22 protein-coding genes are annotated in these 20,915 nt (G+C 41.5%); 15 read left to right on the plus strand and 7 right to left on the minus strand.

Translation table 11 applies throughout. The annotated features are described in order from the left end of the window. Positions 1-2: 2 nt before the first annotated feature. Positions 3-209 carry a DNA-dependent RNA polymerase subunit epsilon gene (locus ACFO0S_RS01215; RefSeq protein ID WP_378139313.1) on the minus strand — a complete coding sequence of 69 codons (207 nt, stop codon included), beginning with the start codon at positions 207-209 and terminating at the stop codon, positions 3-5. Between the two features lie 263 nt (positions 210-472). Continuing rightward, positions 473-1,048 (minus strand): peptide deformylase, encoded by a 576-nt coding sequence (gene def / locus ACFO0S_RS01220; RefSeq protein WP_378139315.1) that lies wholly within the window; start codon positions 1,046-1,048, stop codon positions 473-475. A gap of 107 nt (positions 1,049-1,155) precedes the next feature. Here def and ACFO0S_RS01225 point away from each other — a divergent pair, with 107 nt between their 5' ends. The 6 genes from ACFO0S_RS01225 to ACFO0S_RS01250 all read left to right on the plus strand — a co-directional run bounded on the left by ACFO0S_RS01225 (position 1,156) and on the right by ACFO0S_RS01250 (position 7,842). Further along, positions 1,156-1,785: a YkyA family protein gene (locus tag ACFO0S_RS01225; RefSeq protein ID WP_378139317.1), complete on the plus strand. Its 630-nt coding sequence runs from the start codon at positions 1,156-1,158 to the stop codon at positions 1,783-1,785. Between the two features lie 258 nt (positions 1,786-2,043). After that, the gene (gene pdhA, locus ACFO0S_RS01230) at positions 2,044-3,156 is read left to right on the plus strand and encodes a pyruvate dehydrogenase (acetyl-transferring) E1 component subunit alpha (protein ID WP_378139319.1); all 1,113 of its coding nucleotides are present in this window, start codon (positions 2,044-2,046) and stop codon (positions 3,154-3,156) included. Positions 3,157-3,159: 3 nt separating this feature from the next. Beyond that, the gene (locus tag ACFO0S_RS01235; protein ID WP_378139322.1) at positions 3,160-4,137 is read left to right on the plus strand and encodes an alpha-ketoacid dehydrogenase subunit beta; all 978 of its coding nucleotides are present in this window, start codon (positions 3,160-3,162) and stop codon (positions 4,135-4,137) included. A 19-nt stretch (positions 4,138-4,156) separates the two neighbouring features. Next, the gene (locus ACFO0S_RS01240; protein WP_378139324.1) at positions 4,157-5,533 is read left to right on the plus strand and encodes a dihydrolipoamide acetyltransferase family protein; all 1,377 of its coding nucleotides are present in this window, start codon (positions 4,157-4,159) and stop codon (positions 5,531-5,533) included. A gap of 4 nt (positions 5,534-5,537) precedes the next feature. Continuing rightward, positions 5,538-6,950 carry a dihydrolipoyl dehydrogenase gene (gene lpdA, locus ACFO0S_RS01245; protein WP_378139326.1) on the plus strand — a complete coding sequence of 471 codons (1,413 nt, stop codon included), beginning with the start codon at positions 5,538-5,540 and terminating at the stop codon, positions 6,948-6,950. Between the two features lie 85 nt (positions 6,951-7,035). Beyond that, positions 7,036-7,842 (plus strand): polysaccharide deacetylase family protein, encoded by an 807-nt coding sequence (locus ACFO0S_RS01250; protein WP_378139328.1) that lies wholly within the window; start codon positions 7,036-7,038, stop codon positions 7,840-7,842. A 25-nt stretch (positions 7,843-7,867) separates the two neighbouring features. Here the strand turns inward: ACFO0S_RS01250 and ACFO0S_RS01255 are convergent, their stop codons facing one another. Then, positions 7,868-9,337 carry an aminotransferase class I/II-fold pyridoxal phosphate-dependent enzyme gene (locus ACFO0S_RS01255; RefSeq protein ID WP_378139330.1) on the minus strand — a complete coding sequence of 490 codons (1,470 nt, stop codon included), beginning with the start codon at positions 9,335-9,337 and terminating at the stop codon, positions 7,868-7,870. A 107-nt stretch (positions 9,338-9,444) separates the two neighbouring features. On the opposite strand from ACFO0S_RS01255, the gene ACFO0S_RS01260 reads away from it, so the two are divergent. Both ACFO0S_RS01260 and ACFO0S_RS01265 read left to right on the plus strand, forming a co-directional pair. Continuing rightward, positions 9,445-10,404: an NAD(P)H-dependent flavin oxidoreductase gene (locus tag ACFO0S_RS01260; RefSeq protein WP_378139332.1), complete on the plus strand. Its 960-nt coding sequence runs from the start codon at positions 9,445-9,447 to the stop codon at positions 10,402-10,404. Beyond that, positions 10,397-10,672 carry a UPF0223 family protein gene (locus ACFO0S_RS01265; protein ID WP_378139334.1) on the plus strand — a complete coding sequence of 92 codons (276 nt, stop codon included), beginning with the start codon at positions 10,397-10,399 and terminating at the stop codon, positions 10,670-10,672. The genes ACFO0S_RS01260 and ACFO0S_RS01265 overlap by 8 nt, the downstream gene beginning before the upstream one ends. Before the next feature lie 47 nt (positions 10,673-10,719). Here ACFO0S_RS01265 and ACFO0S_RS01270 read toward each other — a convergent pair whose 3' ends face one another. Further along, entirely contained in the window at positions 10,720-11,331 is a 612-nt protein-coding gene (locus ACFO0S_RS01270; protein WP_378139336.1) for a YktB family protein, read from the minus strand. 87 nt (positions 11,332-11,418) lie between these two features. Here ACFO0S_RS01270 and ACFO0S_RS01275 point away from each other — a divergent pair, with 87 nt between their 5' ends. Together ACFO0S_RS01275 and ACFO0S_RS01280 are read left to right on the plus strand one after the other, a co-directional pair. Further along, entirely contained in the window at positions 11,419-11,610 is a 192-nt protein-coding gene (locus ACFO0S_RS01275) for a hypothetical protein (protein ID WP_378139338.1), read from the plus strand. A gap of 100 nt (positions 11,611-11,710) precedes the next feature. Beyond that, positions 11,711-12,499, plus strand: a complete 789-nt coding sequence (locus tag ACFO0S_RS01280) for an inositol monophosphatase family protein (RefSeq protein ID WP_378139340.1) — start codon at positions 11,711-11,713, stop codon at positions 12,497-12,499. A gap of 22 nt (positions 12,500-12,521) precedes the next feature. Here ACFO0S_RS01280 and ACFO0S_RS01285 read toward each other — a convergent pair whose 3' ends face one another. Then, the gene (locus ACFO0S_RS01285; protein ID WP_378139342.1) at positions 12,522-12,710 is read right to left on the minus strand and encodes a YlaF family protein; all 189 of its coding nucleotides are present in this window, start codon (positions 12,708-12,710) and stop codon (positions 12,522-12,524) included. A 105-nt stretch (positions 12,711-12,815) separates the two neighbouring features. On the opposite strand from ACFO0S_RS01285, the gene typA reads away from it, so the two are divergent. Further along, complete coding sequence (typA, locus tag ACFO0S_RS01290; RefSeq protein ID WP_378139344.1) at positions 12,816-14,663, plus strand: translational GTPase TypA; 1,848 nt, start codon at positions 12,816-12,818, stop codon at positions 14,661-14,663. Positions 14,664-14,678: 15 nt separating this feature from the next. Beyond that, entirely contained in the window at positions 14,679-15,002 is a 324-nt protein-coding gene (locus tag ACFO0S_RS01295; RefSeq protein ID WP_378139346.1) for a YlaH-like family protein, read from the plus strand. Positions 15,003-15,036: 34 nt separating this feature from the next. Here ACFO0S_RS01295 and ACFO0S_RS01300 read toward each other — a convergent pair whose 3' ends face one another. Then, entirely contained in the window at positions 15,037-15,240 is a 204-nt protein-coding gene (locus ACFO0S_RS01300; protein ID WP_378139348.1) for a YlaI family protein, read from the minus strand. Between the two features lies 1 nt (position 15,241). Beyond that, positions 15,242-15,736 (minus strand): peptidyl-prolyl cis-trans isomerase, encoded by a 495-nt coding sequence (locus ACFO0S_RS01305; protein ID WP_378139351.1) that lies wholly within the window; start codon positions 15,734-15,736, stop codon positions 15,242-15,244. Positions 15,737-15,900: 164 nt separating this feature from the next. Between ACFO0S_RS01305 and ACFO0S_RS01310 the strand changes: the two genes are divergently transcribed. From ACFO0S_RS01310 to pyc, 3 genes are all read left to right on the plus strand, one after another. Next, positions 15,901-16,185 carry an Fpa/YlaN family protein gene (locus ACFO0S_RS01310; RefSeq protein ID WP_378139353.1) on the plus strand — a complete coding sequence of 95 codons (285 nt, stop codon included), beginning with the start codon at positions 15,901-15,903 and terminating at the stop codon, positions 16,183-16,185. An 83-nt stretch (positions 16,186-16,268) separates the two neighbouring features. After that, complete coding sequence (locus tag ACFO0S_RS01315; protein WP_378139355.1) at positions 16,269-17,435, plus strand: FtsW/RodA/SpoVE family cell cycle protein; 1,167 nt, start codon at positions 16,269-16,271, stop codon at positions 17,433-17,435. Positions 17,436-17,456: 21 nt separating this feature from the next. Next, positions 17,457-20,897: a pyruvate carboxylase gene (pyc, locus tag ACFO0S_RS01320; protein WP_378139357.1), complete on the plus strand. Its 3,441-nt coding sequence runs from the start codon at positions 17,457-17,459 to the stop codon at positions 20,895-20,897. The last annotated feature ends 18 nt before the right edge of the window (positions 20,898-20,915 follow it).

Genomic DNA, 20,915 nt, shown 5'->3' on the forward strand with positions numbered 1-20,915 from the left:
CTCTATTCTTCAACCTTATAGTTTTCACTTGCTTGTTCGTAGGCTAAGTGAGCACCTTCAAGCAATTGGACAAATTCAATCATCACTGGGCGGTCTTTTAACTTCGCACGTACGGCTTGTTCTGATTCTGCCTCTACATATATACTCTTTGTGTTTTCGCGGACGGGTACTTCTGTAGCGTTTTCTTGATAAAATACTTTGTAAATCATTTTTTCTTCTCCTTTTTCACGTTCAGATTCAATCAATTCTCTTTATCTTAGCATGTGCACCTTCTAAAATAAAGAAAACCCCTCCAAAAAATATTTGAGGGGCAATTTGGCTATGCAACTGATTTTTTTCCGAGGATTTCGCCGAGACGTTTGAGCATTTTTCTTCGTAAACGTTTTAACATACGACTCACTCCTTAACATCCATTATAAACGAAAATTAATAAATAGTAAAGTAATTATTCCGAAAAGTCAAATAAAAACACTTAAGATTCAGCATCCATTCGTGGTGCCCTTTCATAAGGGATTGCATTCGGTATCGGAGAGAAGGGGTCATTTTTATTAATATGGTCATAGAACATGATTCCGTTTAAATGATCCAGTTCGTGCTGAAACGCAATCGCTTTTAACCCTTTCAATCGCATCGTGAAATCTTCTCCGTCTATATTCTGTGCACTGATGGTAATTCGAGCATAGCGCGGTACATATCCTTCTATCACTTCATCTACGGATAAACATCCTTCGCCCGCAGTAATGTAAGTCTTCTCGACCGAATGACTTTTGATTTTGGGATTAATAAAGATCTCACTAAGTTTGGAGCCGTCTTCTTCTAAATGGAGAGCAAAAATTCGTTTGGGTTTATTGACTTGAGGCGCAGCAATCCCAATACCGGGTCGAAGATCGTATTCTAAGGATAATTCAGGATTTTGACTGTTCTTCACATACTCTAATAAATCTTTAGCAAGGGTAGCATCTTCTTTTGATAGGGGAAACGGTACTTCGCTAGCTACTGAACGAAGGCCCGGGTGACCATCGCGTATAATATCTTTCATCTTAATCATTCTTATCATCCTCTCTCACTCTTAGTATAACAAATTCTATACCAATGTCTTATTGAAATGAGCCAGTAAAATAGGTATAGTGAGGAAGACTTGGGAGGTACATAGATATGAAAAAATGGCTCGCAGTAACATTATTATCAGTCTTCGTCTTAACTGGCTGTACATTTGGAGATTCTGCAGAACAACAAATCTCCGGTGTCCTTCAGTCGATGCATGATGCAGAAGAACCGTATCGTTCCGTACAAAGTGAAATGAATAAGGCGGAGCAACAAGAAGTACAATTATTTGAAGAGATTCTTGCTCTTACACAAGAACAACAATCCGAACTTCAACAAAAAGTGACAGAGTTGCAGGAGCTAACTGCTAACCGAAAAGACTATCTGGCTAATGAACGCGAAAGCTTAGAAGAGGCACTGGCCAAAAGTGACTTTTCCGCTCTAGATTTATCAGAGGTAGAACGTGCACTTGCTGATCGAGTGGATAAAGCCTACGATGCTCGATATGAAAGTTATGAAGATGTATATACGAAATATGAGGAATTGATTCGTTTACAAGATGCGCTTTATGTGGAAATGCTTGTAGAGGATGTCTCAATTGAAACTGTGCGAGAATTGATTCAACAAGTAAATGCACAGAATGAAGTGGTCCAAGCAGCCGTAGCTACTATGAATGAAAAAACGGAACAGTTCAATTCCATTACATCAGATGTGTTTGAAACACTTCAATCAGAGGAATAATAAGAAATAGCATATTAAAGCAGCTCTCCAGAGGGCTGCTTTTGTGTTATATAGAGAAGTATCAATTATCTTCCTGATATAATACAGTATGCAAATTACGATTAATACAGTTTTTAATTCATGGTTAATTCTGAACTTTTAATGCGATGTTCAAACGATTGACCACTGGAAATGACTAAGATATACTTAATATCGAGACTTTTGTGTATCACTCGACAACAAAATTATTCTAATACAGAACTAAAGGAGAGTTGTTTTATGGCGGAAAGTAAAAACACGCAATTCGATCCAATGAAAGTACTTCATGAAATCGAAGAAAAATTTGAAATGGTACAAGTTTTAGATGAAGAAGGAAACGTGGTAAATGAGGATTTAATGCCAGACTTAACTGACGAACAATTGGTCGAATTAATGTCTCGTATGGTGTACACACGTATCCTTGATCAACGCTCAATTTCTTTAAACCGCCAAGGCCGCCTCGGATTCTATGCACCCACTGCTGGTCAAGAAGCGTCTCAACTTGCTTCTCAATTCGCTCTTGAGAAAGAAGATTTCATATTACCTGGATACAGAGACGTACCACAAATTGTTTGGCACGGACTGCCGTTGTATCAAGCCTTCCTATTTAGCCGTGGGCACTTTATGGGGAACCAAATTCCTGAAGGTGTAAATGTTTTCCCACCACAAATCATCATTGGGGCGCAGTTTATCCAGGCTGCAGGAGTAGCTATGGGCTTCCAGAAAAAAGGAACAAAAGCTGTTGCTGTAACGTACACGGGAGATGGTGGTTCATCGCAAGGTGATTTCTATGAGGGGTTAAACTTTGCGGGTGCTTTTAAAGTTCCTGCTATCTTCTTCGTTCAAAACAATCAGTTTGCAATTTCTACACCACGCTCATTACAAACAGCTGCGAAAACAATTGCACAAAAAGGAGTCGCTGCAGGTATGCCTTCCGTTTTAGTGGATGGAATGGATGCACTAGCTGTATATGCAGTAACGAAAGAAGCCCGCGACCGCGCGATTGCTGGAGATGGCCCGACATTTATTGAAGCACTCTGCTACCGCTATGGTCCACATACGATGGCTGGAGATGACCCAACTCGTTACCGCACATCAGATACGGATTCAGAGTGGGAAAAGCGTGATCCATTAATTCGTTTCCGTACCTTCTTAACGAACAAAGGGTTATGGACAGAAGAGAAAGAAAACGAAGTGATTGAACGTGCAAAAGAAGAGATTAAAGAAGCGGTTAAGAAAGCCGATGCTGCTCCAAAACAAAAAGTAACAGACTTGATTAATATTATGTATGAAGAAAACCCATTTAACCTAGAAGAGCAAAAAACGTACTACTCAGAAAAGGAGTCGAACTAAACAATGGCACAAATGACCATGATTCAAGCAATCACAGACGCATTACGCTGTGAATTAAAAGATGACGAAAACGTTCTTGTATTTGGAGAAGACGTTGGCGTAAATGGTGGAGTATTCCGTGCAACTGAAGGACTCCAAAAAGAATTCGGTGTAGACCGTGTATTTGACACGCCTCTTGCAGAGTCGGGTATCGGTGGGCTTGCTGTAGGTCTTTCGCTGACAGGTTTCCGTCCGGTACCTGAAATTCAGTTCTTCGGTTTCGTATTTGAAGTAATGGATTCAATTAGTGGGCAACTTGCTCGTATGCGTTTCCGTACAGGCGGAAGCTTTAATGCACCCGTGACAATTCGTTCACCATTTGGTGGAGGTGTACACACACCTGAGATGCACGCAGATAGCTTAGAGTTACTCATGACATCTACTCCAGGTGTAAAAGTAGTTATTCCATCGACACCATACGATGCGAAAGGATTGTTGATTTCCTCAATTCGTGATAACGATCCGGTAATTTTTTTAGAGCATATGAAACTTTACCGTTCGTTCCGCGGAGAAGTACCTGAAGAGTCCTATACGATTCCACTTGGAAAAGCAGATGTGAAACGTGAAGGTACAGATATTACAATTATTGCGTACGGAGCAATGGTACACGAAGCTCTAAAAGCAGCAGATGAACTAGAAAAAGAGGGTAAGTCGGCTGAAGTCATCGACTTGCGTACAGTTCAACCATTAGACATCGAAACAATTATTGCCTCTGTTGAAAAAACAAACCGTGCAATGGTTGTACAAGAAGCTCAAAAGCAAGCAGGAATTGCAGCAAACGTTGTTGCTGAAATCACAGAGCGTGCAATCTTAAGTCTAGACGCACCTGTCCTACGTGTTACAGCGCCGGATACCGTTTTCCCATTCTCACAAGCTGAAAATGTATGGCTTCCAAATTATAAAGATGTACTTGCAACAGCGAAAAAAGTATTAGAATTTTAATTCGAAAGGGTGAGGCATAGTGGCATTTGAATTTCGTTTACCAGATATCGGTGAAGGTATTCACGAAGGAGAAATCGTAAAGTGGTTCGTAAAAGCGGGCGATGAGATCAACGAAGACGACATCCTTTGTGAAGTACAAAATGATAAAGCTGTCGTAGAGATTCCTTCTCCAGTAAAAGGGAAAGTCGAAGAAGTTTTAGTCGAGGAAGGTACAGTTGCTGTCGTAGGTGATGTACTTGTTCGCATCGACGCACCAGGTTATGAAGATTTGAAATTCAAGGGAGACGACAAAGACGACGCCCCTGCTAAAAAAGAAGAAGCATCTAAAACAGAAGAACAAGTTCAAGCAACGGCTGAAGCTGGCCAAGATATTGACAAGAAGGAAGCACCTGCAGAAGAAAAAGACACTTCAGTAGACGTGCCAGATGACACCACTTCACAGGAGAAACCTAAAGGTTCAGAGCGTATTATAGCAATGCCGTCTGTACGCAAATTCGCACGTGACAACGATGTTGCGATTACGGAAGTAACAGGCAGCGGAAAAAATGGCCGCATCATGAAAGAAGATGTGGAAAGTTTTATGAATGGAGAGCAGAAATCTCCTGCGTCTGAAACAACAGAAGCCCCAAAAGAAGCTTCACAAGAATCAAGCGCGACAGAGAAAAAATCATCGCCACAAGTTTCTGAAGGTGAGTTCCCAGAAACACGTGAGAAAATCTCAGGTATTCGTAAAGCAATCGCAAAAGCAATGGTGCACTCAAAACATACAGCTCCACATGTTACGTTAATGGACGAAGTGGATGTAACGGAACTTGTTGCACACCGCAAGAAATTTAAAGAGATTGCAGCTGAGAAAGAAGTCAAATTGACGTACCTTCCATATGTAGTGAAAGCACTTGTGAGCACGCTTCGTGAATTCCCAGCGCTAAATGTTTCCTATGATGATGATTCACAAGAAATCGTTCACAAGCACTACTACAACATCGGAATTGCAGCAGATACTGAGAGAGGGCTCCTAGTCCCAGTTATCAAAAATGCAGATCGCAAATCGATGTTTGCAATTTCTGACGAAATCAATACATTAGCAACGAAAGCACGTGACGGAAAATTAAGTCCACAGGAGATGAAAGGTGCCTCTTGTTCAATTACGAATATCGGATCAGCAGGTGGCCAGTGGTTCACTCCGGTTATCAATCATCCAGAAGTAGCTATTCTCGGAATTGGTCGAATTTCTGAGAAGCCTGTCATTAAAAATGGTGAAATTGTAGCAGCACCTGTGTTAGCATTATCATTGAGCTTTGATCACCGTATGGTGGATGGTGCAACTGCCCAACATGCGCTGAATCATATCAAACGATTACTGGGTAACCCAGAACATCTATTAATGGAGGCGTAAAACTATGGTAGTAGGAGATTTCCCAATCGAAGTAGATACACTGGTCATTGGATCAGGCCCTGGAGGATACGTAGCGGCAATTCGTGCAGCGCAAACTGGACAAAAGGTTACAGTTGTAGAGAAAGAACATATTGGTGGCGTTTGTTTAAACGTTGGTTGTATTCCATCTAAAGCATTGATTTCTGTCGGTCACCGCTTCGAACAAGCAAAACACTCCGACAACATGGGGATTACAGCTTCTGACGTTAAAATTGATTTCTCAAAAGCACAAGAATTCAAAAATAGCGTTGTGAAAAAGTTAACTGGCGGTGTATCAGGTCTTCTTAAAGGTAATGGTGTAGAAGTTGTGGAAGGCGAAGCTTACTTTGTGGATGCCAACACAGTTCGCATCATGAAAGAGGACAGTGCGCAAACATATAAATTTAAAAACGCGATTATCGCAACAGGATCACGTCCGGTTGAGATTCCATCATTTAAATATTCGAAACGTGTCATCAACTCTACAGGTGCCCTCGCACTTGAAGAAGTTCCAGCGAAACTCGTTGTTATCGGCGGTGGGTACATCGGTACTGAATTAGGTACTGCGTATGCAAACCTCGGTTCAGAAGTAACCATCATCGAAGGTGGAAATGATATCTTAGCTGGTTTCGAAAAACAAATGACACAAATCGTAAAAAAAGGCTTGAAGAAAAAAGGCGTTGAAGTCGTTGTCAAAGCATCTGCTAAAGGTGTAGTAGAAACAGACTCTGGCGTTACTGTCACATATGAAGTAGGCGGAGAAGAAAAAACAGTAGAAGCAGACTATGCTTTAGTCACTGTTGGTCGCCGTCCAAACACAGATGAAATCGGACTGGAAGAAGTGGGTATCAAATTCGGTGAGCGTGGACTGATCGAAGTTGACAACCAGTGCCGTACAAGTGTAGATAACATCTATGCAATTGGAGATATCGTGGCAGGACCTCAGCTTGCACACAAGGCTTCTTATGAAGGTAAAGTGGCAGCTGAAGCGATCGCTGGAGAAAAATCAGTTGTTGATTACCTAGCGATTCCTGCTGTATGTTTCACAGATCCAGAACTTGCGACAGTTGGTTTATCTGAAGAGCAGGCAAAAGCAGAAGGTTATGAAGTACAAGCAGGGAAATTCCCGTTCGGTGCAAATGGCCGTGCGCTTGCACTCGACGCTACAGAAGGTTTCGTGAAACTTGTTTCACGTAAAGAAGATGGCTTGTTATTAGGTGCACAAATCGTAGGTCAAGGGGCATCTGATATGATTGCTGAACTTGGTCTGGCAATCGAAGCTGGCATGACAGTTGAAGACATCGCTATGACAATCCATGCTCACCCAACGCTTGGTGAGATTTCAATGGAAGCTGCAGAAGTGGTTATGGGTCACCCAATCCACATCTTAAGTAAATAAGTTCTTTTTTGTCCTGCCCGATGTGGCAGGACTTTTTTTGTGCTACAGTAAGAAGTGGAATCTTAACTTTTGGAGGAATACATCTATGAAAAAGCATCTTGTCTCATCCGCTGCGCTCGTGCTATTCCTAGCAGCTTGTGGAAATGAAGAAGGACAACAATTAGAAGAGCAGCAAAAAGTGGAAGAAGTAGAAGAAGCGGTGGAAGATACAGAAGAAGCGCCGGAACCAGAAGAGCAAGTTGAAGAAGAGCCACAAGCACCACTCTATGAGATTTCAGAAGCGAACTGGACGCTAAAGCCGATTGCGGATGCAAATGAAAAAGTGGTTTTACTTACAATTGATGATGCACCTGATACATATAGCGTTGAGATGGCTGAAACATTGAAGCAATTGGATGTACCTGCAATCTTCTTTGTCAATGGTCATTTTATAGACACAGATGAAGAAAAAGAACGATTGAAAGCCATTCATGAAATGGGATTTGCAATTGGTAACCATACACAAACACATGCCAATTTAAAAGATAGTAGTGAAGAACAGCAACAACAAGAAATTCTTGTTCTCAATCAAACAATTGAAGAGGTCCTTGGTGAAAAACCTAAATTCTTCCGTGCGCCATTTGGAGTTAACACGGACTTCAGTCGAGCACTTGTGCAGCAAGAAGGAATGCTACTGATGAACTGGACTTACGGGTATGACTGGGAAAAATACTACCGGGACCCTAAAGCACTAGCGGATATTATGGTAAATACACCTTACTTAACAAATGGTGCCAACCTCTTGATGCATGATCGTGAATGGACGGCTGCTGCACTAGAAACCATCGTAACTGGATTAAAAGAACAAGGGTATTCCTTCGTCGATCCAACTACAATTTCAGTACCTGAATAAAAAAGAACCCGGAGGGGTTCTTTTTTTAGTAGATAGCTTTCGCTTCTTTAATAACATGAATGGTTTTTAAAGTATCATCTTCCGGGCCTTGGACAGGAAGGCCTGCTTCGATATTCATATGGATATAGTCAATATTGTCTTGTGTAATGATTTCCCCTGGAATGAATATTGGAATCCCAGGTGGGTAGACCATGACGAACTCTGCAGAAATTCTACCAGCACTCTCTGTCAGTTCAATGGTTTCTGTTTCAGCATAGAAAGCATCGCGTGGAGACATTGCAAGTGCAGGAATCTCAGGAATGGTGACAAGTGATTCTTTGACTGTTGCTTCTGACTCATAGGCATCTGCCATACGTTTAAGTGCATTGACTAAAAGATTCACCTCTTTGCGTGTATCTCCCAGTGTAATTAAACAAAGAATATTATATAGGTCGGAAAGTTCAACTTCAATATTCGCTTTTTCGCGTAACCATTTCTCTGCTTCATATCCAGTGATGCCTAAATCTTTCACACTAATTAAGATTTTTGTCGGATCCATATCGTACGTAGCTGAGGTTGTTAACTTTTCAGTTCCTGCACAATATAGGTGAGGAATGAGATTGATTCGCTTGCGTGCATCTTTCGCAATGCGGACAGCTTGTTCCAACAAATCATGACCGTGGATGGCCAGTTGGCGCCTTGCTGTATCGAGTGATGCAAGTAACGGGTAAGAAGTCGATGTAGTCGTTAACATGGATAGGATGGATTGCACACGTTTCGATGACACAAGACCTTCTCGTACATTCAATACCGAGGTCTGCGTCATTGAACCACCAAGTTTATGCACAGACGTTGCTGCCATATCGGCACCTGCTGCCATGGCGGAAATCGGCAATTTATCGTAAAAGTGTATGTGGACACCATGTGCTTCATCCACGACTACCGGAACGCCGCGGCTATGCGCAAGATCTACAATCCGCTTTAAGTCTGCTGCAAATCCAAAATAAGTTGGATTGATCACCAGTAATCCACTCGCGTCTGGGTGGGCATTTAAGGCCTTTTCCACAGATTCAGCAGAAATTCCGTGCGAAATACCTAGTTCTGTATCCACTTCTGGGTGAATGAAAATAGGAATTGCTCCGGCAAAAACAATGGCGGACATGATGGATTTGTGTACGTTTCTAGGGACAAGAATTTTATCTCCAGGACCGCAGATCGTTAAAATCATCGTCATAATGGCACCGCTTGTTCCTTGGACAGAGAAAAATGTAGCATCTGCCCCAAAGGCTTCAGCTGCAAGGTGTTGTGCTTTTTTAATTGCCCCTTTTGGCGAGTGAAGATCATCTAAAGGGGCAATATTAATTAAATCGATCGACAATACATTATCGCCAACGAACTCTCGAAAAGCCGGGTCAATTCCCTGCCCCTTTTTATGGCCAGGAATGTGGAACTGAATCGGATGCCTGTTACGGTGCTTGAGAAGTGCATCGAACAAGGGAGTTTCTAATTGTGACAACGTGCTAACCACCTAACTTGTTAGAATTGAAAACAAGTGAAGTATAGCATTTCCAAGCTATTATTGAAAGAAAAAAATTGATAGACTGAGGAAAAGGAGGGGATGTCATGAAGACACGTATAACGGATTTATTATCTATCAAATTGCCGATTATCCAAGGAGGACTTGCCTATTTAGCCTACTCCGATTTATGTGGTGCTGTATCCAATGCGGGAGGCCTTGGACAGATTACTGCGATGAGTTTACCGAGCCCGGAAGCATTGCGCGATGAGATTCAACGTGTGCGTACGTTGACCAATCAACCGTTCGGTGTTAATTTTGCGATTGGTCAACATGGTCGTCCGTTTGAGCATATGGTGCAAGTGGCGATTGATGAGGATGTTCCTGTCGTCACGATGACTGGAGGAAATCCTGCGCCAATTTTTGAGATGCTAGAAGGGACTTCGATAAAGAAGCTGGTTCTTGTGGCTGCTGTTCGACAAGCAATAAAAGCGGAATCATTGGGCGCAGATGCAGTTATGGTTGTCGGACAAGAAGGTGGTGGCCATTTAGGACGAGATGATGTGGGCACACAAGTTCTGATTCGAAAAGTCGCCCAATCTGTCTCCATTCCTGTGATTGCTTCAGGTGGCATAGCGGACGGTTACGGGGTAATGGCTGCACTTGCATTAGGAGCAGAAGGGGTTGAGATGGGGACGCGGTTTATTGCGACCAAAGAGTGTGTTCATGCGTCAGAAGCGTATAAAGAAGCAATCCTTCAAGCGTCTGAACAGGACACGGTTGTTATTAAAAGGTCCATTGGTGCACCAGCTCGTGTATTAAAATCCTCTTTTACAGAACGCATACTTGAGATAGAAAAAGTATCGCCAACGTATGAAGCATTAAAAGACTTTATAAGTGGAGAAGCGAATAAACAATTTATTTATGAGGGAAATGAAGAAAAAGGATTTGGTTGGGCAGGGCAGGTAGTTGGTTTAATTGATGATTGTCCAACCGTTGCAGACTTGTTTGCTCAGTTTACAGAAGAAATCAACGAAGTGAAAAGAAAGTGGTGTGAACATGAGTAAAGAATATAGTTATCCTCTTGATTTTGATTGGACAACCGAAGAAATTATCAAAGTGGTCAGCTTTTATGAGACCATCGAAAAAGTGTATGAACAAGGTGTGACTGGAGAAACATTTATGAAGAAGTATCGGGATTTTAAAACGGTGGTGCGATCGATTGCCGAAGAAAAGACTGTGTTTCGAGAGTTTGAAGAAGTCAGTGGGTACGCTGCATATCCTGCTGTGAAAGCTGCGAAAGAGGGACAAACCCCGATTAAGTTGAGAAAATAAACGAACTTCGCTTTCAAGAGATGAGTCTCTTTTGAAAGCGAAGCTTTTTAGACTTCCGTCATTTTTTGATAGAGAGGAAGCAACTCTTCAAATGTATCACTTACAAGTTGTTTAAACTCTTTCTTTGATAGTTTAACCGCCTCTTCACGGGCAATGTGTCTTCCTATGACAAGTTCCGCCTTTTTCACTGTAGAAAGCCCTGTGAGGTAATGAGCGACATGATCTTTCGTGATGCTCTCCGCATCCGGTTTCATATGGTCGCCAGATATCACGAAGTCACCTGGTAGATTAGTTACTAAGGAAGTTTGTTTCATCAGTTTGTCAGCAATGGCTGTCTTAGAGGGCACTTCATAAATGACAGCTAGAACGATGAACAGATGACTTTCCCATAATCCAATTTGGAAGTGGGGAAGTGCTTTATAGCCTCTTTTATAAGGAGCGAACGCGACCCAACTATCCTTAGGTGGGTTGACTGTTCGACGGGCATGTTTTGCTACATGGGGAAACATCTCACGGCCAAGCTTTGCCGCCAGTTCTTCGGAAAATTCTTCGCCAAGCTCATGAAATTTTGGACGGATTTGCATATCCAAGCCTTCCATGCGTGCGTCGAGCCCTTCTTTCTTAAATACATTAAAATCTTTCGTTGTCCAATATCCCATAAAAAAACTCCTTTCCACTAGGTTTAGTGTAAATCAAATGCGGGTAAAAATCCTGTAATAAGAACTTCGAGAAGAGGGGGGAGTAAAATGCGCCAAGTCATTCACATCGTCAGAAAAGATGAAATGGACCGTGAACGTAAATATCTGTTAGAACTTGACTTAGATTATTTCCTGGCTACTCTTCATGACGCAATGTCTCGAAACGATGTCGCTGAGATCGAAGGGGTCAAACATAAATTAAGAGACATCACAAATGAAATTCAGGAGCTATCGGTGTAAAATGAACATATGTCATCTATAAAGTACTCGCTGACATGCAGATGCCAGAGAGTGCTTTTTTTGTTTCATAGAAACGAGAAGAGATTGAGGAGGGAAGTTTGTGGATGTTCACGCAATTGATCAATTTGCTCAAAAAACCATTCGAGAAGCGGGAGAGCGAATTAAACACTCCCTAAACGAAACTATAAAGGTCATGGAAAAATCATCGTCCTCTGACCTCGTGACAAATATGGATATGGAAATTGAACAATTTTTCGTTAAGGAAGTAAATGAAGCTTATCCGGAACATCGCATTTTAGGGGAAGAAGGGTTTGGTGATTCGATCCAACATTTAAATGGAGTGGTTTGGATTGTCGATCCAATTGACGGGACTACAAATTTTATTAATCAGCACCGAAACTTCTGTATTACGTTAGGGGTTTATGTGGACGGTATGGGTATGCTCGGGTATATCTATCAAGTGATGACAGGAGAAATGATTGCTGCAGTACAAGGGCAAGGGGCTACCATCAATGGACAACCGATTCCAAAACTTCCACCTGTGCGATTTGAAGACGCGCTAATTGGGGTCAATGCTTCGTGGGTAGCTCCGAATCGGCATATTGACCATGAGCGGGTTACGAAACTCATTCAGCGAGTTCGGGGAACACGTTCCTACGGTTCAGCTGCTTTAGAAATCAGTTATGTCGTGACAGGTCGGCTTGATGCTTATTTCTCGATGCGATTGTCCGCATGGGATGTGGCAGGAGGTATGGTGATTGCACAAGAAGTAGGGGCGATTTGTGGAACACTTCACGGGAAGCCGTTTGATTTGATGAAAAAACAACCTTTTATTATAGCGAACGCTTCGCTATATAAGGAACTTATCGAGGACTATTTGGTAAAATAAAAAGCTGCCATCGGCAGCTTTTTTAATCGAGTAATCCTTTTTCGCGGTACTCTTTTTTCTTTTTAAAGCCCATGCCCATTACAGCAACAAGCAAGAGGATTGCAAGTAGAATAAACGGTACACTACGGAAAGAAACAGCAACCCCAATGGATGCCATCGCAAAGATGGCAAGGAATGAATACATAACAAATATCCATTTGACGTTTTTCATGGATGTTTTCCTCCTTATAGGAAAAACTCTAAGGGTGTTTTTCTCTATTCATCTGTGCTATAATATCACAGTTATGGACTCGAAAAAAGAATATGGAGTGGAAAAATGACTAATACTCGTCAAGATTTACGTAATATCGCTATTATTGCTCACGTTGACCATGGTAAAACAACGTTAGTAGACCAATTGTTAAAACAATCAGGTACGTTTCGTTCAAATGAACATGTGGAAGAGCGTGCAATGGACTCAAATGACATCGAGAGAGAGCGCGGAATTACGATTTTAGCTAAAAATACCGCGATTCAGTATAAAGATACGAAAATTAACATTCTAGATACACCTGGTCACGCTGACTTTGGTGGAGAAGTAGAACGTATCATGAAAATGGTAGATGGTGTTCTATTAATTGTTGATGCATACGAAGGTTGTATGCCACAAACACGTTTCGTATTGAAAAAAGCTTTAGAACAAAACCTACAGCCTATCGTTGTTGTTAATAAAATTGACCGTGATTTCGCGCGTCCTGAAGAAGTAGTTGACGAAGTTCTTGAATTATTTATTGAACTTGATGCGAACGATGACCAATTAGAATTCCCTGTTATCTATGCATCTGGAATCAACGGTACAGCTAGTCTTTCTTCTGACCCTGCAGATCAAGAAGAAAACATGCAGGTCATCTATGACGCTATTGTAGAAAAAATCCCAGCACCAATCGATAACAGCGACGAAGGACTTCAGTTCCAAGTTGCTTTACTTGATTATAATGATTACGTGGGGCGTATTGGTATCGGACGTGTGTTCCGTGGAACGATGACAGTGGGTCAACAAGTTTCACTTATGAAACTTGATGGCACGGTGAAGAATTTCCGAGTAACCAAAATGTTTGGTTTCATGGGTCTTAAACGTATTGAAATCCAAGAAGCGAAAGCTGGAGATTTGATTGCAGTTTCAGGAATGGAAGACATTAACGTAGGAGAAACCGTGTGTCCAATCGAACATCCGGAGGCATTGCCAATTCTTCGTATTGATGAGCCAACTCTTCAAATGACGTTCCTAGTGAACAATAGTCCATTTGCAGGCCGCGAAGGGAAATGGGTAACTGCTCGTAAGATTGAAGAGCGTCTTCTTGCACAACTTGAAACAGATGTTTCTTTACGTGTAGAAGAGACAGACTCTCCAGACGCATGGGTCGTTTCAGGACGCGGAGAGCTTCACTTATCCATCTTGATTGAGAACATGCGCCGTGAAGGATTTGAAATCCAAGTTTCAAAACCAGAAGTTATCGTTCGTTTGATTGACGGCGTTCGTATGGAGCCAGTTGAACGTGTACAAATTGATATTCCAGAAGAACATACAGGTTCAATTATTGAATCGATGGGTGAGCGTAAAGGTGAAATGCTCGATATGGTTAACAATGGATCAGGTCAAGTGCGTTTGATCTTCATGGTACCTGCTCGTGGATTGATTGGGTACACAACTGATTTCCTTACACTGACACGTGGATACGGAATCATCAACCACACATTCGATAGCTACCAGCCAATGGCTTCAGGTCGTGTAGGTGGACGTTCGAAAGGTGTTCTTGTTTCTATGGAGACAGGAAAAGCTTCAGAATATGGAATTCTAGGTGTAGAAGACCGTGGTACCATCTTTGTTGAGCCAGGTACAGACATTTATGAAGGGATGATTGTTGGGGAGCACACGCGTGACAACGACTTAACTGTTAACATCACGAAAGTGAAAGCTGCGAACAACATTCGTTCAGCCAATAAAGAAGCTACAACAACGCGTAAAAAGCCACGTATCATGACTCTTGAAGAAGCTCTTGAATACTTAAATGACGATGAGTACTGTGAAATCACACCTCAATCGATCCGTTTACGTAAAAAGCTACTTGATAAGAATGAACGTGAGCGCATTGCAAAGAAACAAAAGTACGCTGAGCAATCCTAGAAAGGAGTGACTCCTGTGGAAGAACAAGAATTTGTCTTTGGCCGGATGTCCGCACTTTCCCGGTTTATCTATGAGCAGATGCCCAATTTTGATGTTGCAGGATATGTTTTGTTTCTCATCATATTTGCATTGTCCGTGCTCGTATACAAACTTGGGTTTGCCAAACGTTTACGTTTAGGTCAAAACATTGTGATTTACTTGTTTTTGTTCATCGGTTGTTTAGTTCTCACATTTTTGGCATTTTTCTTGCCAATTGTAGAAGGGCTGATCGTCGCCGCTATGATTTTAATTATTTATAAAGTGCGTATGCGTCTTGAGAAACGAGGCAGTGCGGCATAAAGAAATCCCAAGAGACTCGGTCTCTTGGGATTTTTTAAAACTCTGATTCAGCTGGATGCGAACTTCTATAAAAGTGAAAATTTCCTGTGGCAAGTCGTGCTTCTGTACGTTCTCTAATACGTTCCGAACATGTCGGGCACATGTACGTATGAATGGGCCGATTGCGAAGCTTTTTGGCAAGCGGCAAGTTATCATCTAGGCGTCCTATCTCATCACAAATCACACATTTTACTCTCATATCATTCTACCCGGAATGCACGGACGTGTTTTAATGGAGCAGTTAAATTGCTCCCATCTTTATGAAGCAGATAAACAGGCCCGTCTTCTTTTAGTGGTTTTCCTTTTTCACTGAATTGAACAAGGAGAGAAGCTATCTCACTAAGTGGATAGCGAACTTCCTCTTCTCCTTCGACGACTAAATAAGTTGCTGAAGATAGGGGCTCTGCATTTTGGATGAATGGTTGAATGGCCATCGCATATGAGTTTGTTAAGAGTTTCGTCCGCTCATATTTTTTTTCGGATTTGAGTGTCGGAGGAAACACAGCGCCTTCGGTGATTTCGCGTGACCATTGCTTAGAAGTCACGTCTGTATACTCCTCTTCTGCATTCACTTCTTTATATTGTTCGCTGAAAAATTCATCTAAATCTACTTTGCGATCATCAAAAATCCATACTGTTGGATCAATTGTGATTGGAAATTTAACGTTACCTTTTACCGGAATAATCATTTCCATTTTAATACCCTCCAAATTTCATGTCTTTTGTAAGTATACCTTGAAAAAGAGATGTGACAAAGTATTTTTCCTTCCAAGCAACTTATCCTTACTTGCAATTTTACTGCTAGAAAGATACACTTTAATAAGTTAAACTAGAAATTTTATGATGGGGGCGTCCTCATATGGATATACAAATGGAGCAATCATATCGTGAAAAAGCACTCGAACTTTTACAAGGTGACGCGGATAAAATTGCTCAATTGATTCGAGTACAGCTGGACAATTTAACGATGCCACAATGTCCTCTCTATGAAGAGGTTTTAGATACCCAAATGTTTGGGTTATCCAGAGAAATTGATTTTGCCGTAAAACTCGGCTTAATTCAACGTGAAGAAGGAAAAGTCATTCTCGATTGCCTTGAGAAAGAAATGTCACTGCTTCATGAAACGTATACGGATCGTAAATGAACTCAAACACCATTGTTTGAGTTTTTTTACTATGCAAAACCTTACCCATACTACTCAATCCAACAAGATAAGGTGAATAAATGATGAAAACTTATTTGAAACGATATTTTGCGAATGCCGATTTTTCAATCGCATTTGTCTACATACTTCTCTGTGCATTTGGCCTCGTGATGATCTATAGCTCTTCTTATTTTTGGGCTGTCGACCGGTATGATCGAAGTCCAGATTTTTTCTATCAGCAGCAAAAAATGAATTTATTTATCGCAGTTCCTGTGTTCTTTCTAATGTCCCTTTTTCCATATAAACATTACAAGAATAAATGGATGATGCTGTTGATGTTGACTGTGATGTTTTCGCTACTGGTTCTCGTTCATTTGATTGGAAGTGGTGGAGCGAGTGGGTCGCAGAGTTGGCTATATCTCGGACCGTTGAATTTACAGCCTTCTGAAGTCGCTAAGATTGTTCTGATACTTTATTTTTCTGGCTTGTTCGCTAAAAAAATTCAAAAAGGGACGTTAAACAGTTTAAAAGATTCCATTTATCCTCCGATTATTGTGATGGCACTCGCTGTGATGTCCATTATGTTAGAGACGGATGTTGGGAATTCTATCATTATCATTTTCACTTGTATTACAGTGATTATTGCCAGTGGAGTTCGTTTTAATGTGTTCTCAAAATTACTCGGACTAATAATTGGCGCTTTTCTGATAATTGGTGTTTTGCTATACTTCTTTAAAGATACTATCATTACTGAAAGACGAATGGGCCGATTAGAAGCATTCTTGAACCCTTTTGCATATGAAGATACGTTTGGGTATCAGATTGTCAATGGGTACCTCGCGATTGGTTCTGGAGGGTTAACGGGTCTTGGACTTGGGAACTCGAATCAAAAATATGGGTATCTTCCTGAACCGCATACGGACTTTATTATGGCTGTGATTGCAGAAGAACTTGGCATCATCGGTGTAGTTATCATCCTTCTCGGTATCTTCTTCCTTGTCTTTAAAGGGTTACACATTGCGCTAACTGGAAAAGATCCTCACGGAAGAATGATTGCTGCAGGGATAGCATCCATTTTTGGATTCCAGACATTTGTGAATCTTGGAGGTATGCTGGGTATTATTCCACTTACTGGGGTACCATTGCCATTCATCTCCTATGGAGGTACTGCTTTGATTCTCTTCTCTGCATCACTCGGTATTTTAATGAATGTATCAATGTTTGCAAAATATGAGAAATATAAAAATTGAATGTTGAGGTGGCGATGAAAAGTGGAGAATATTAATAAGATTTTAGTAGCTAACCGTGGAGAAATTGCTATTCGTATTTTTAGAGCTTGTACAGAACTTGGGATTCGAACCGTTGCCATCTACTCCCGTGAAGATAGTGGATCTTTTCATCGTTTTAAATCGGATGAGTCGTATCTTGTTGGGGAAGGCAAGAAGCCGATTGATGCTTATCTAGATATTGAACATATTATTCAAATTGCAAAAGATTCAAATACCGACGCTATCCATCCAGGGTATGGTTTTTTATCAGAAAACGTCGAGTTTGCTCGTCGTTGTGAAGAAGAAGGTATTATATTCATTGGACCTACTTCCAAACATCTCGATATGTTTGGTGACAAAGTAAAAGCACGTGACCAAGCCATTTCTGCAGGAATACCTGTAATTCCAGGTAGTGATGGACCCATAGGTTCTTTAGAAGAGTTACAAGCTTTTGGAGTTACATATGGCTATCCACTGATGATTAAAGCATCATTGGGGGGAGGCGGACGCGGAATGCGTGTCGTGCCTACAAAAGACGATTTACAAGAAGCATATGACCGAGCAAAGTCTGAAGCGAAAGCAGCGTTTGGTTCAGACGAAGTATATGTCGAAAAATTTGTCGACAAGCCGAAACACATTGAAGTACAAATTCTTGGAGACACACATGGCAACCTTATTCATTTATATGAACGAGATTGTTCGATACAGCGTCGTCACCAAAAAGTCGTTGAGATTGCACCTTCGAACTCTTTAAGTAAAGAACTGCGTGATGAGATTTGTGATGCAGCAGTGAGATTAATGAATAATGTTAGCTACGTCAATGCGGGGACAGTAGAATTTCTAGTAACAGATGACGAGTTTTACTTTATTGAAGTCAATCCGCGTATTCAAGTTGAGCATACCATTACAGAAATGATTACAGGCGTGGATATAGTGCATGCACAAATTCGCATTGCTTGTGGTCTTAGTCTAACAAGCGAAGAAATGGGCATTCCTGCTCAAGATGCGATTCCTTTATTTGGTTATGCGATACAATCACGTGTCACAACAGAAGATCCTTTGAACCAATTTATGCCAGATACAGGTAAATTAATGGTTTATCGTTCTGGTGGGGGATTTGGTGTACGTCTAGATGCAGGTAACGGCTTCCAAGGTGCCGTGATCACACCTTACTATGATTCTCTTCTTGTAAAAGTATCAACTTGGGGTATGACGTTTAAAGAAGCGGCTTCTAAAATGGATCGTAACCTTCAAGAATTCCGTATTCGTGGAATTAAAACGAATATTCCGTTCTTAGAGAACGTCGTCAAACATCCAAACTTTTTAGAAGGAAAGTTTAATACCAGCTTTATTGATACCACACCGGAATTGTTCTTATTCCCATCACGACAAGACCGCGGCACAAAATTATTGACGTATATCGGGAATATTACCATCAACGGCTTCCCAGGAATTGAACGTAAGCCAAAACCGCTGTTTCATATTCCGAAACGTTCTGACATCCTGACAGACATATCCACCCTTCAAGGGACGAAACAGCTTCTTGATACAGAAGGTGCAGATGCTGTCGTAAAATGGATTAAAGAACAAAAAGATGTGTTGATCACAGATACAACTTTCCGAGATGCTCATCAGTCCTTATTAGCGACGCGTGTGCGTTCTTACGATATGTACCAAATTGCGAATCAAACGGCTCATGACCTACGAGATGCCTTTTCACTTGAAATGTGGGGTGGGGCGACATTTGATGTAGCCTACCGATTCTTGAAAGAAGATCCATGGGATCGTTTACTCACACTTCGTGAGCAAATTCCAAATGTGATGTTCCAAATGCTTCTTCGTGGAGCAAATGCGGTAGGTTATAAAAACTATCCTGACAATGTCATTCGGGAGTTCGTTCAAAAATCTGCAGATGCTGGAATTGACGTTTTCCGTATCTTCGATAGCTTGAACTGGATCAAAGGAATGGAAGTCGCCATTGATGCAACGCGTCAAGCTGGGAAAATTGCAGAAGCAGCCATCTGTTATACAGGTGACATTTTAGATGCTAGTCGCCAGAAGTATACGACGCAGTACTATAAAGATATGGCAAAAGAGCTGGAAGCTGCAGGTGCCCATATACTCGCGATTAAAGATATGGCAGGGCTGTTAAAACCTGAAGCCGCCTACCGTTTGATTAGTGAGCTAAAAGAAACGACTGACCTGCCGATCCACCTTCATACGCATGATACAAGTGGAAACGGAATCTTCCAATATGCTCGTGCCATCGAAGCGGGAGTAGATATTGTAGATACAGCACTCGGTTCAATGTCTGGGTTAACTTCTCAACCATCTGCGAGTTCCCTTGCATACGCACTAAAAGGAACCAATCGTGAACTATTAACAGATGTTAAAGAGCTCGAACCCCTATCTCAATATTGGGAAGAAGTTCGTAAATACTATAGTGTCTTTGAAAGCGGTATGAAGAGTCCCCACTCGGAGATTTATGTCCATGAAATGCCAGGTGGACAATATAGTAATCTTCAACAACAAGCAAAAGCAGTGGGTCTTGGTGAGCGCTGGGAAGAAGTGAAAGAAATGTATTCCCGCGTGAATTTGCTATTTGGCGATGTCGTCAAAGTAACCCCATCTTCTAAAGTAGTAGGGGACATGGCTTTGTTTATGGTTCAAAATGATTTGGATGAAGATTCAGTGCTCGTGAAAGGACAGTCGATAGATTTCCCTGATAGTGTTATTGAATTCTTTGAAGGATACATTGGCCAGCCGTACGGAGGATTCCCAGAAGACCTTCAAAAAGTTGTATTGAAAGATCGTGAACCCATTACAGTTCGTCCGGGTGAACTCCTTGAGCCCGCTGATTTTGAAAATGTTCGAGAAGAGCTTTTCAACAAGCTAGGTAGACCTGTCAGTAGCCATGAAGTACTTGCACACTTACTGTATCCAAAAGTGTTTGAAGAATACCGTGCGACGGTTGATCAATTTGGAAATGTATCTGTACTTGATACACCGACGTTCCTATATGGAATGAAACTTGGCGAAGAAATTGAAGTGGATATCGAAAAAGGAAAAACGTTAATGGTCAAGCTGGTTTCCATTAGTGATGCGAACTTAGAAGGGCAACGCACCATTTACTTTGAACTGAACGGACAGCCACGTGAGATCTATATTCAAGATATGAATGTTGAAGTTAGCCACGTTGCTAGACGCAAAGCAGAACCTGGAAATGAAGGTCATATCGCGGCGACGATGCCAGGAACGGTTCTAAAAGTAGCGATTTCCAAAGGTAGTAAAGTAAAACGTGGAGAACATCTACTTATCACAGAAGCGATGAAGATGGAGACAACTGTACAAGCGCCGTTCAATGGAACAGTTCAAGAAATCCATGTGGTGGCTGGAGAAGCCATCTCACCAGGAGATCTCCTGATTGAAATTGAAAAAGGGTAACAAAAAACGCCTCGCAGC

The sequence above is a fragment of the Chryseomicrobium palamuruense genome, from assembly GCF_042649045.1.
GTDB classification, from domain to species: domain Bacteria; phylum Bacillota; class Bacilli; order Bacillales_A; family Planococcaceae; genus Chryseomicrobium; species Chryseomicrobium palamuruense.

Excerpts from the sequence above, each read along its gene's own strand:
- ACFO0S_RS01215 (WP_378139313.1), bottom strand. The coding sequence starts at position 209 with ATGATTTACAAAGTATTTTATCAAGAAAACGCTACAGAAGTACCCGTC.
- def (WP_378139315.1), bottom strand. The coding sequence starts at position 1,048 with ATGATTAAGATGAAAGATATTATACGCGATGGTCACCCGGGCCTTCGT.
- ACFO0S_RS01225 (WP_378139317.1), top strand. The coding sequence starts at position 1,156 with ATGAAAAAATGGCTCGCAGTAACATTATTATCAGTCTTCGTCTTAACT.
- pdhA (WP_378139319.1), top strand. The coding sequence starts at position 2,044 with ATGGCGGAAAGTAAAAACACGCAATTCGATCCAATGAAAGTACTTCAT.
- ACFO0S_RS01235 (WP_378139322.1), top strand. The coding sequence starts at position 3,160 with ATGGCACAAATGACCATGATTCAAGCAATCACAGACGCATTACGCTGT.
- lpdA (WP_378139326.1), top strand. The coding sequence starts at position 5,538 with ATGGTAGTAGGAGATTTCCCAATCGAAGTAGATACACTGGTCATTGGA.
- ACFO0S_RS01250 (WP_378139328.1), top strand. The coding sequence starts at position 7,036 with ATGAAAAAGCATCTTGTCTCATCCGCTGCGCTCGTGCTATTCCTAGCA.
- ACFO0S_RS01260 (WP_378139332.1), top strand. The coding sequence starts at position 9,445 with ATGAAGACACGTATAACGGATTTATTATCTATCAAATTGCCGATTATC.
- ACFO0S_RS01265 (WP_378139334.1), top strand. The coding sequence starts at position 10,397 with ATGAGTAAAGAATATAGTTATCCTCTTGATTTTGATTGGACAACCGAA.
- ACFO0S_RS01270 (WP_378139336.1), bottom strand. The coding sequence starts at position 11,331 with ATGGGATATTGGACAACGAAAGATTTTAATGTATTTAAGAAAGAAGGG.
- ACFO0S_RS01275 (WP_378139338.1), top strand. The coding sequence starts at position 11,419 with ATGCGCCAAGTCATTCACATCGTCAGAAAAGATGAAATGGACCGTGAA.
- ACFO0S_RS01285 (WP_378139342.1), bottom strand. The coding sequence starts at position 12,710 with ATGAAAAACGTCAAATGGATATTTGTTATGTATTCATTCCTTGCCATC.
- typA (WP_378139344.1), top strand. The coding sequence starts at position 12,816 with ATGACTAATACTCGTCAAGATTTACGTAATATCGCTATTATTGCTCAC.
- ACFO0S_RS01300 (WP_378139348.1), bottom strand. The coding sequence starts at position 15,240 with ATGAGAGTAAAATGTGTGATTTGTGATGAGATAGGACGCCTAGATGAT.
- ACFO0S_RS01305 (WP_378139351.1), bottom strand. The coding sequence starts at position 15,736 with ATGGAAATGATTATTCCGGTAAAAGGTAACGTTAAATTTCCAATCACA.
- ACFO0S_RS01310 (WP_378139353.1), top strand. The coding sequence starts at position 15,901 with ATGGATATACAAATGGAGCAATCATATCGTGAAAAAGCACTCGAACTT.
- ACFO0S_RS01315 (WP_378139355.1), top strand. The coding sequence starts at position 16,269 with ATGAAAACTTATTTGAAACGATATTTTGCGAATGCCGATTTTTCAATC.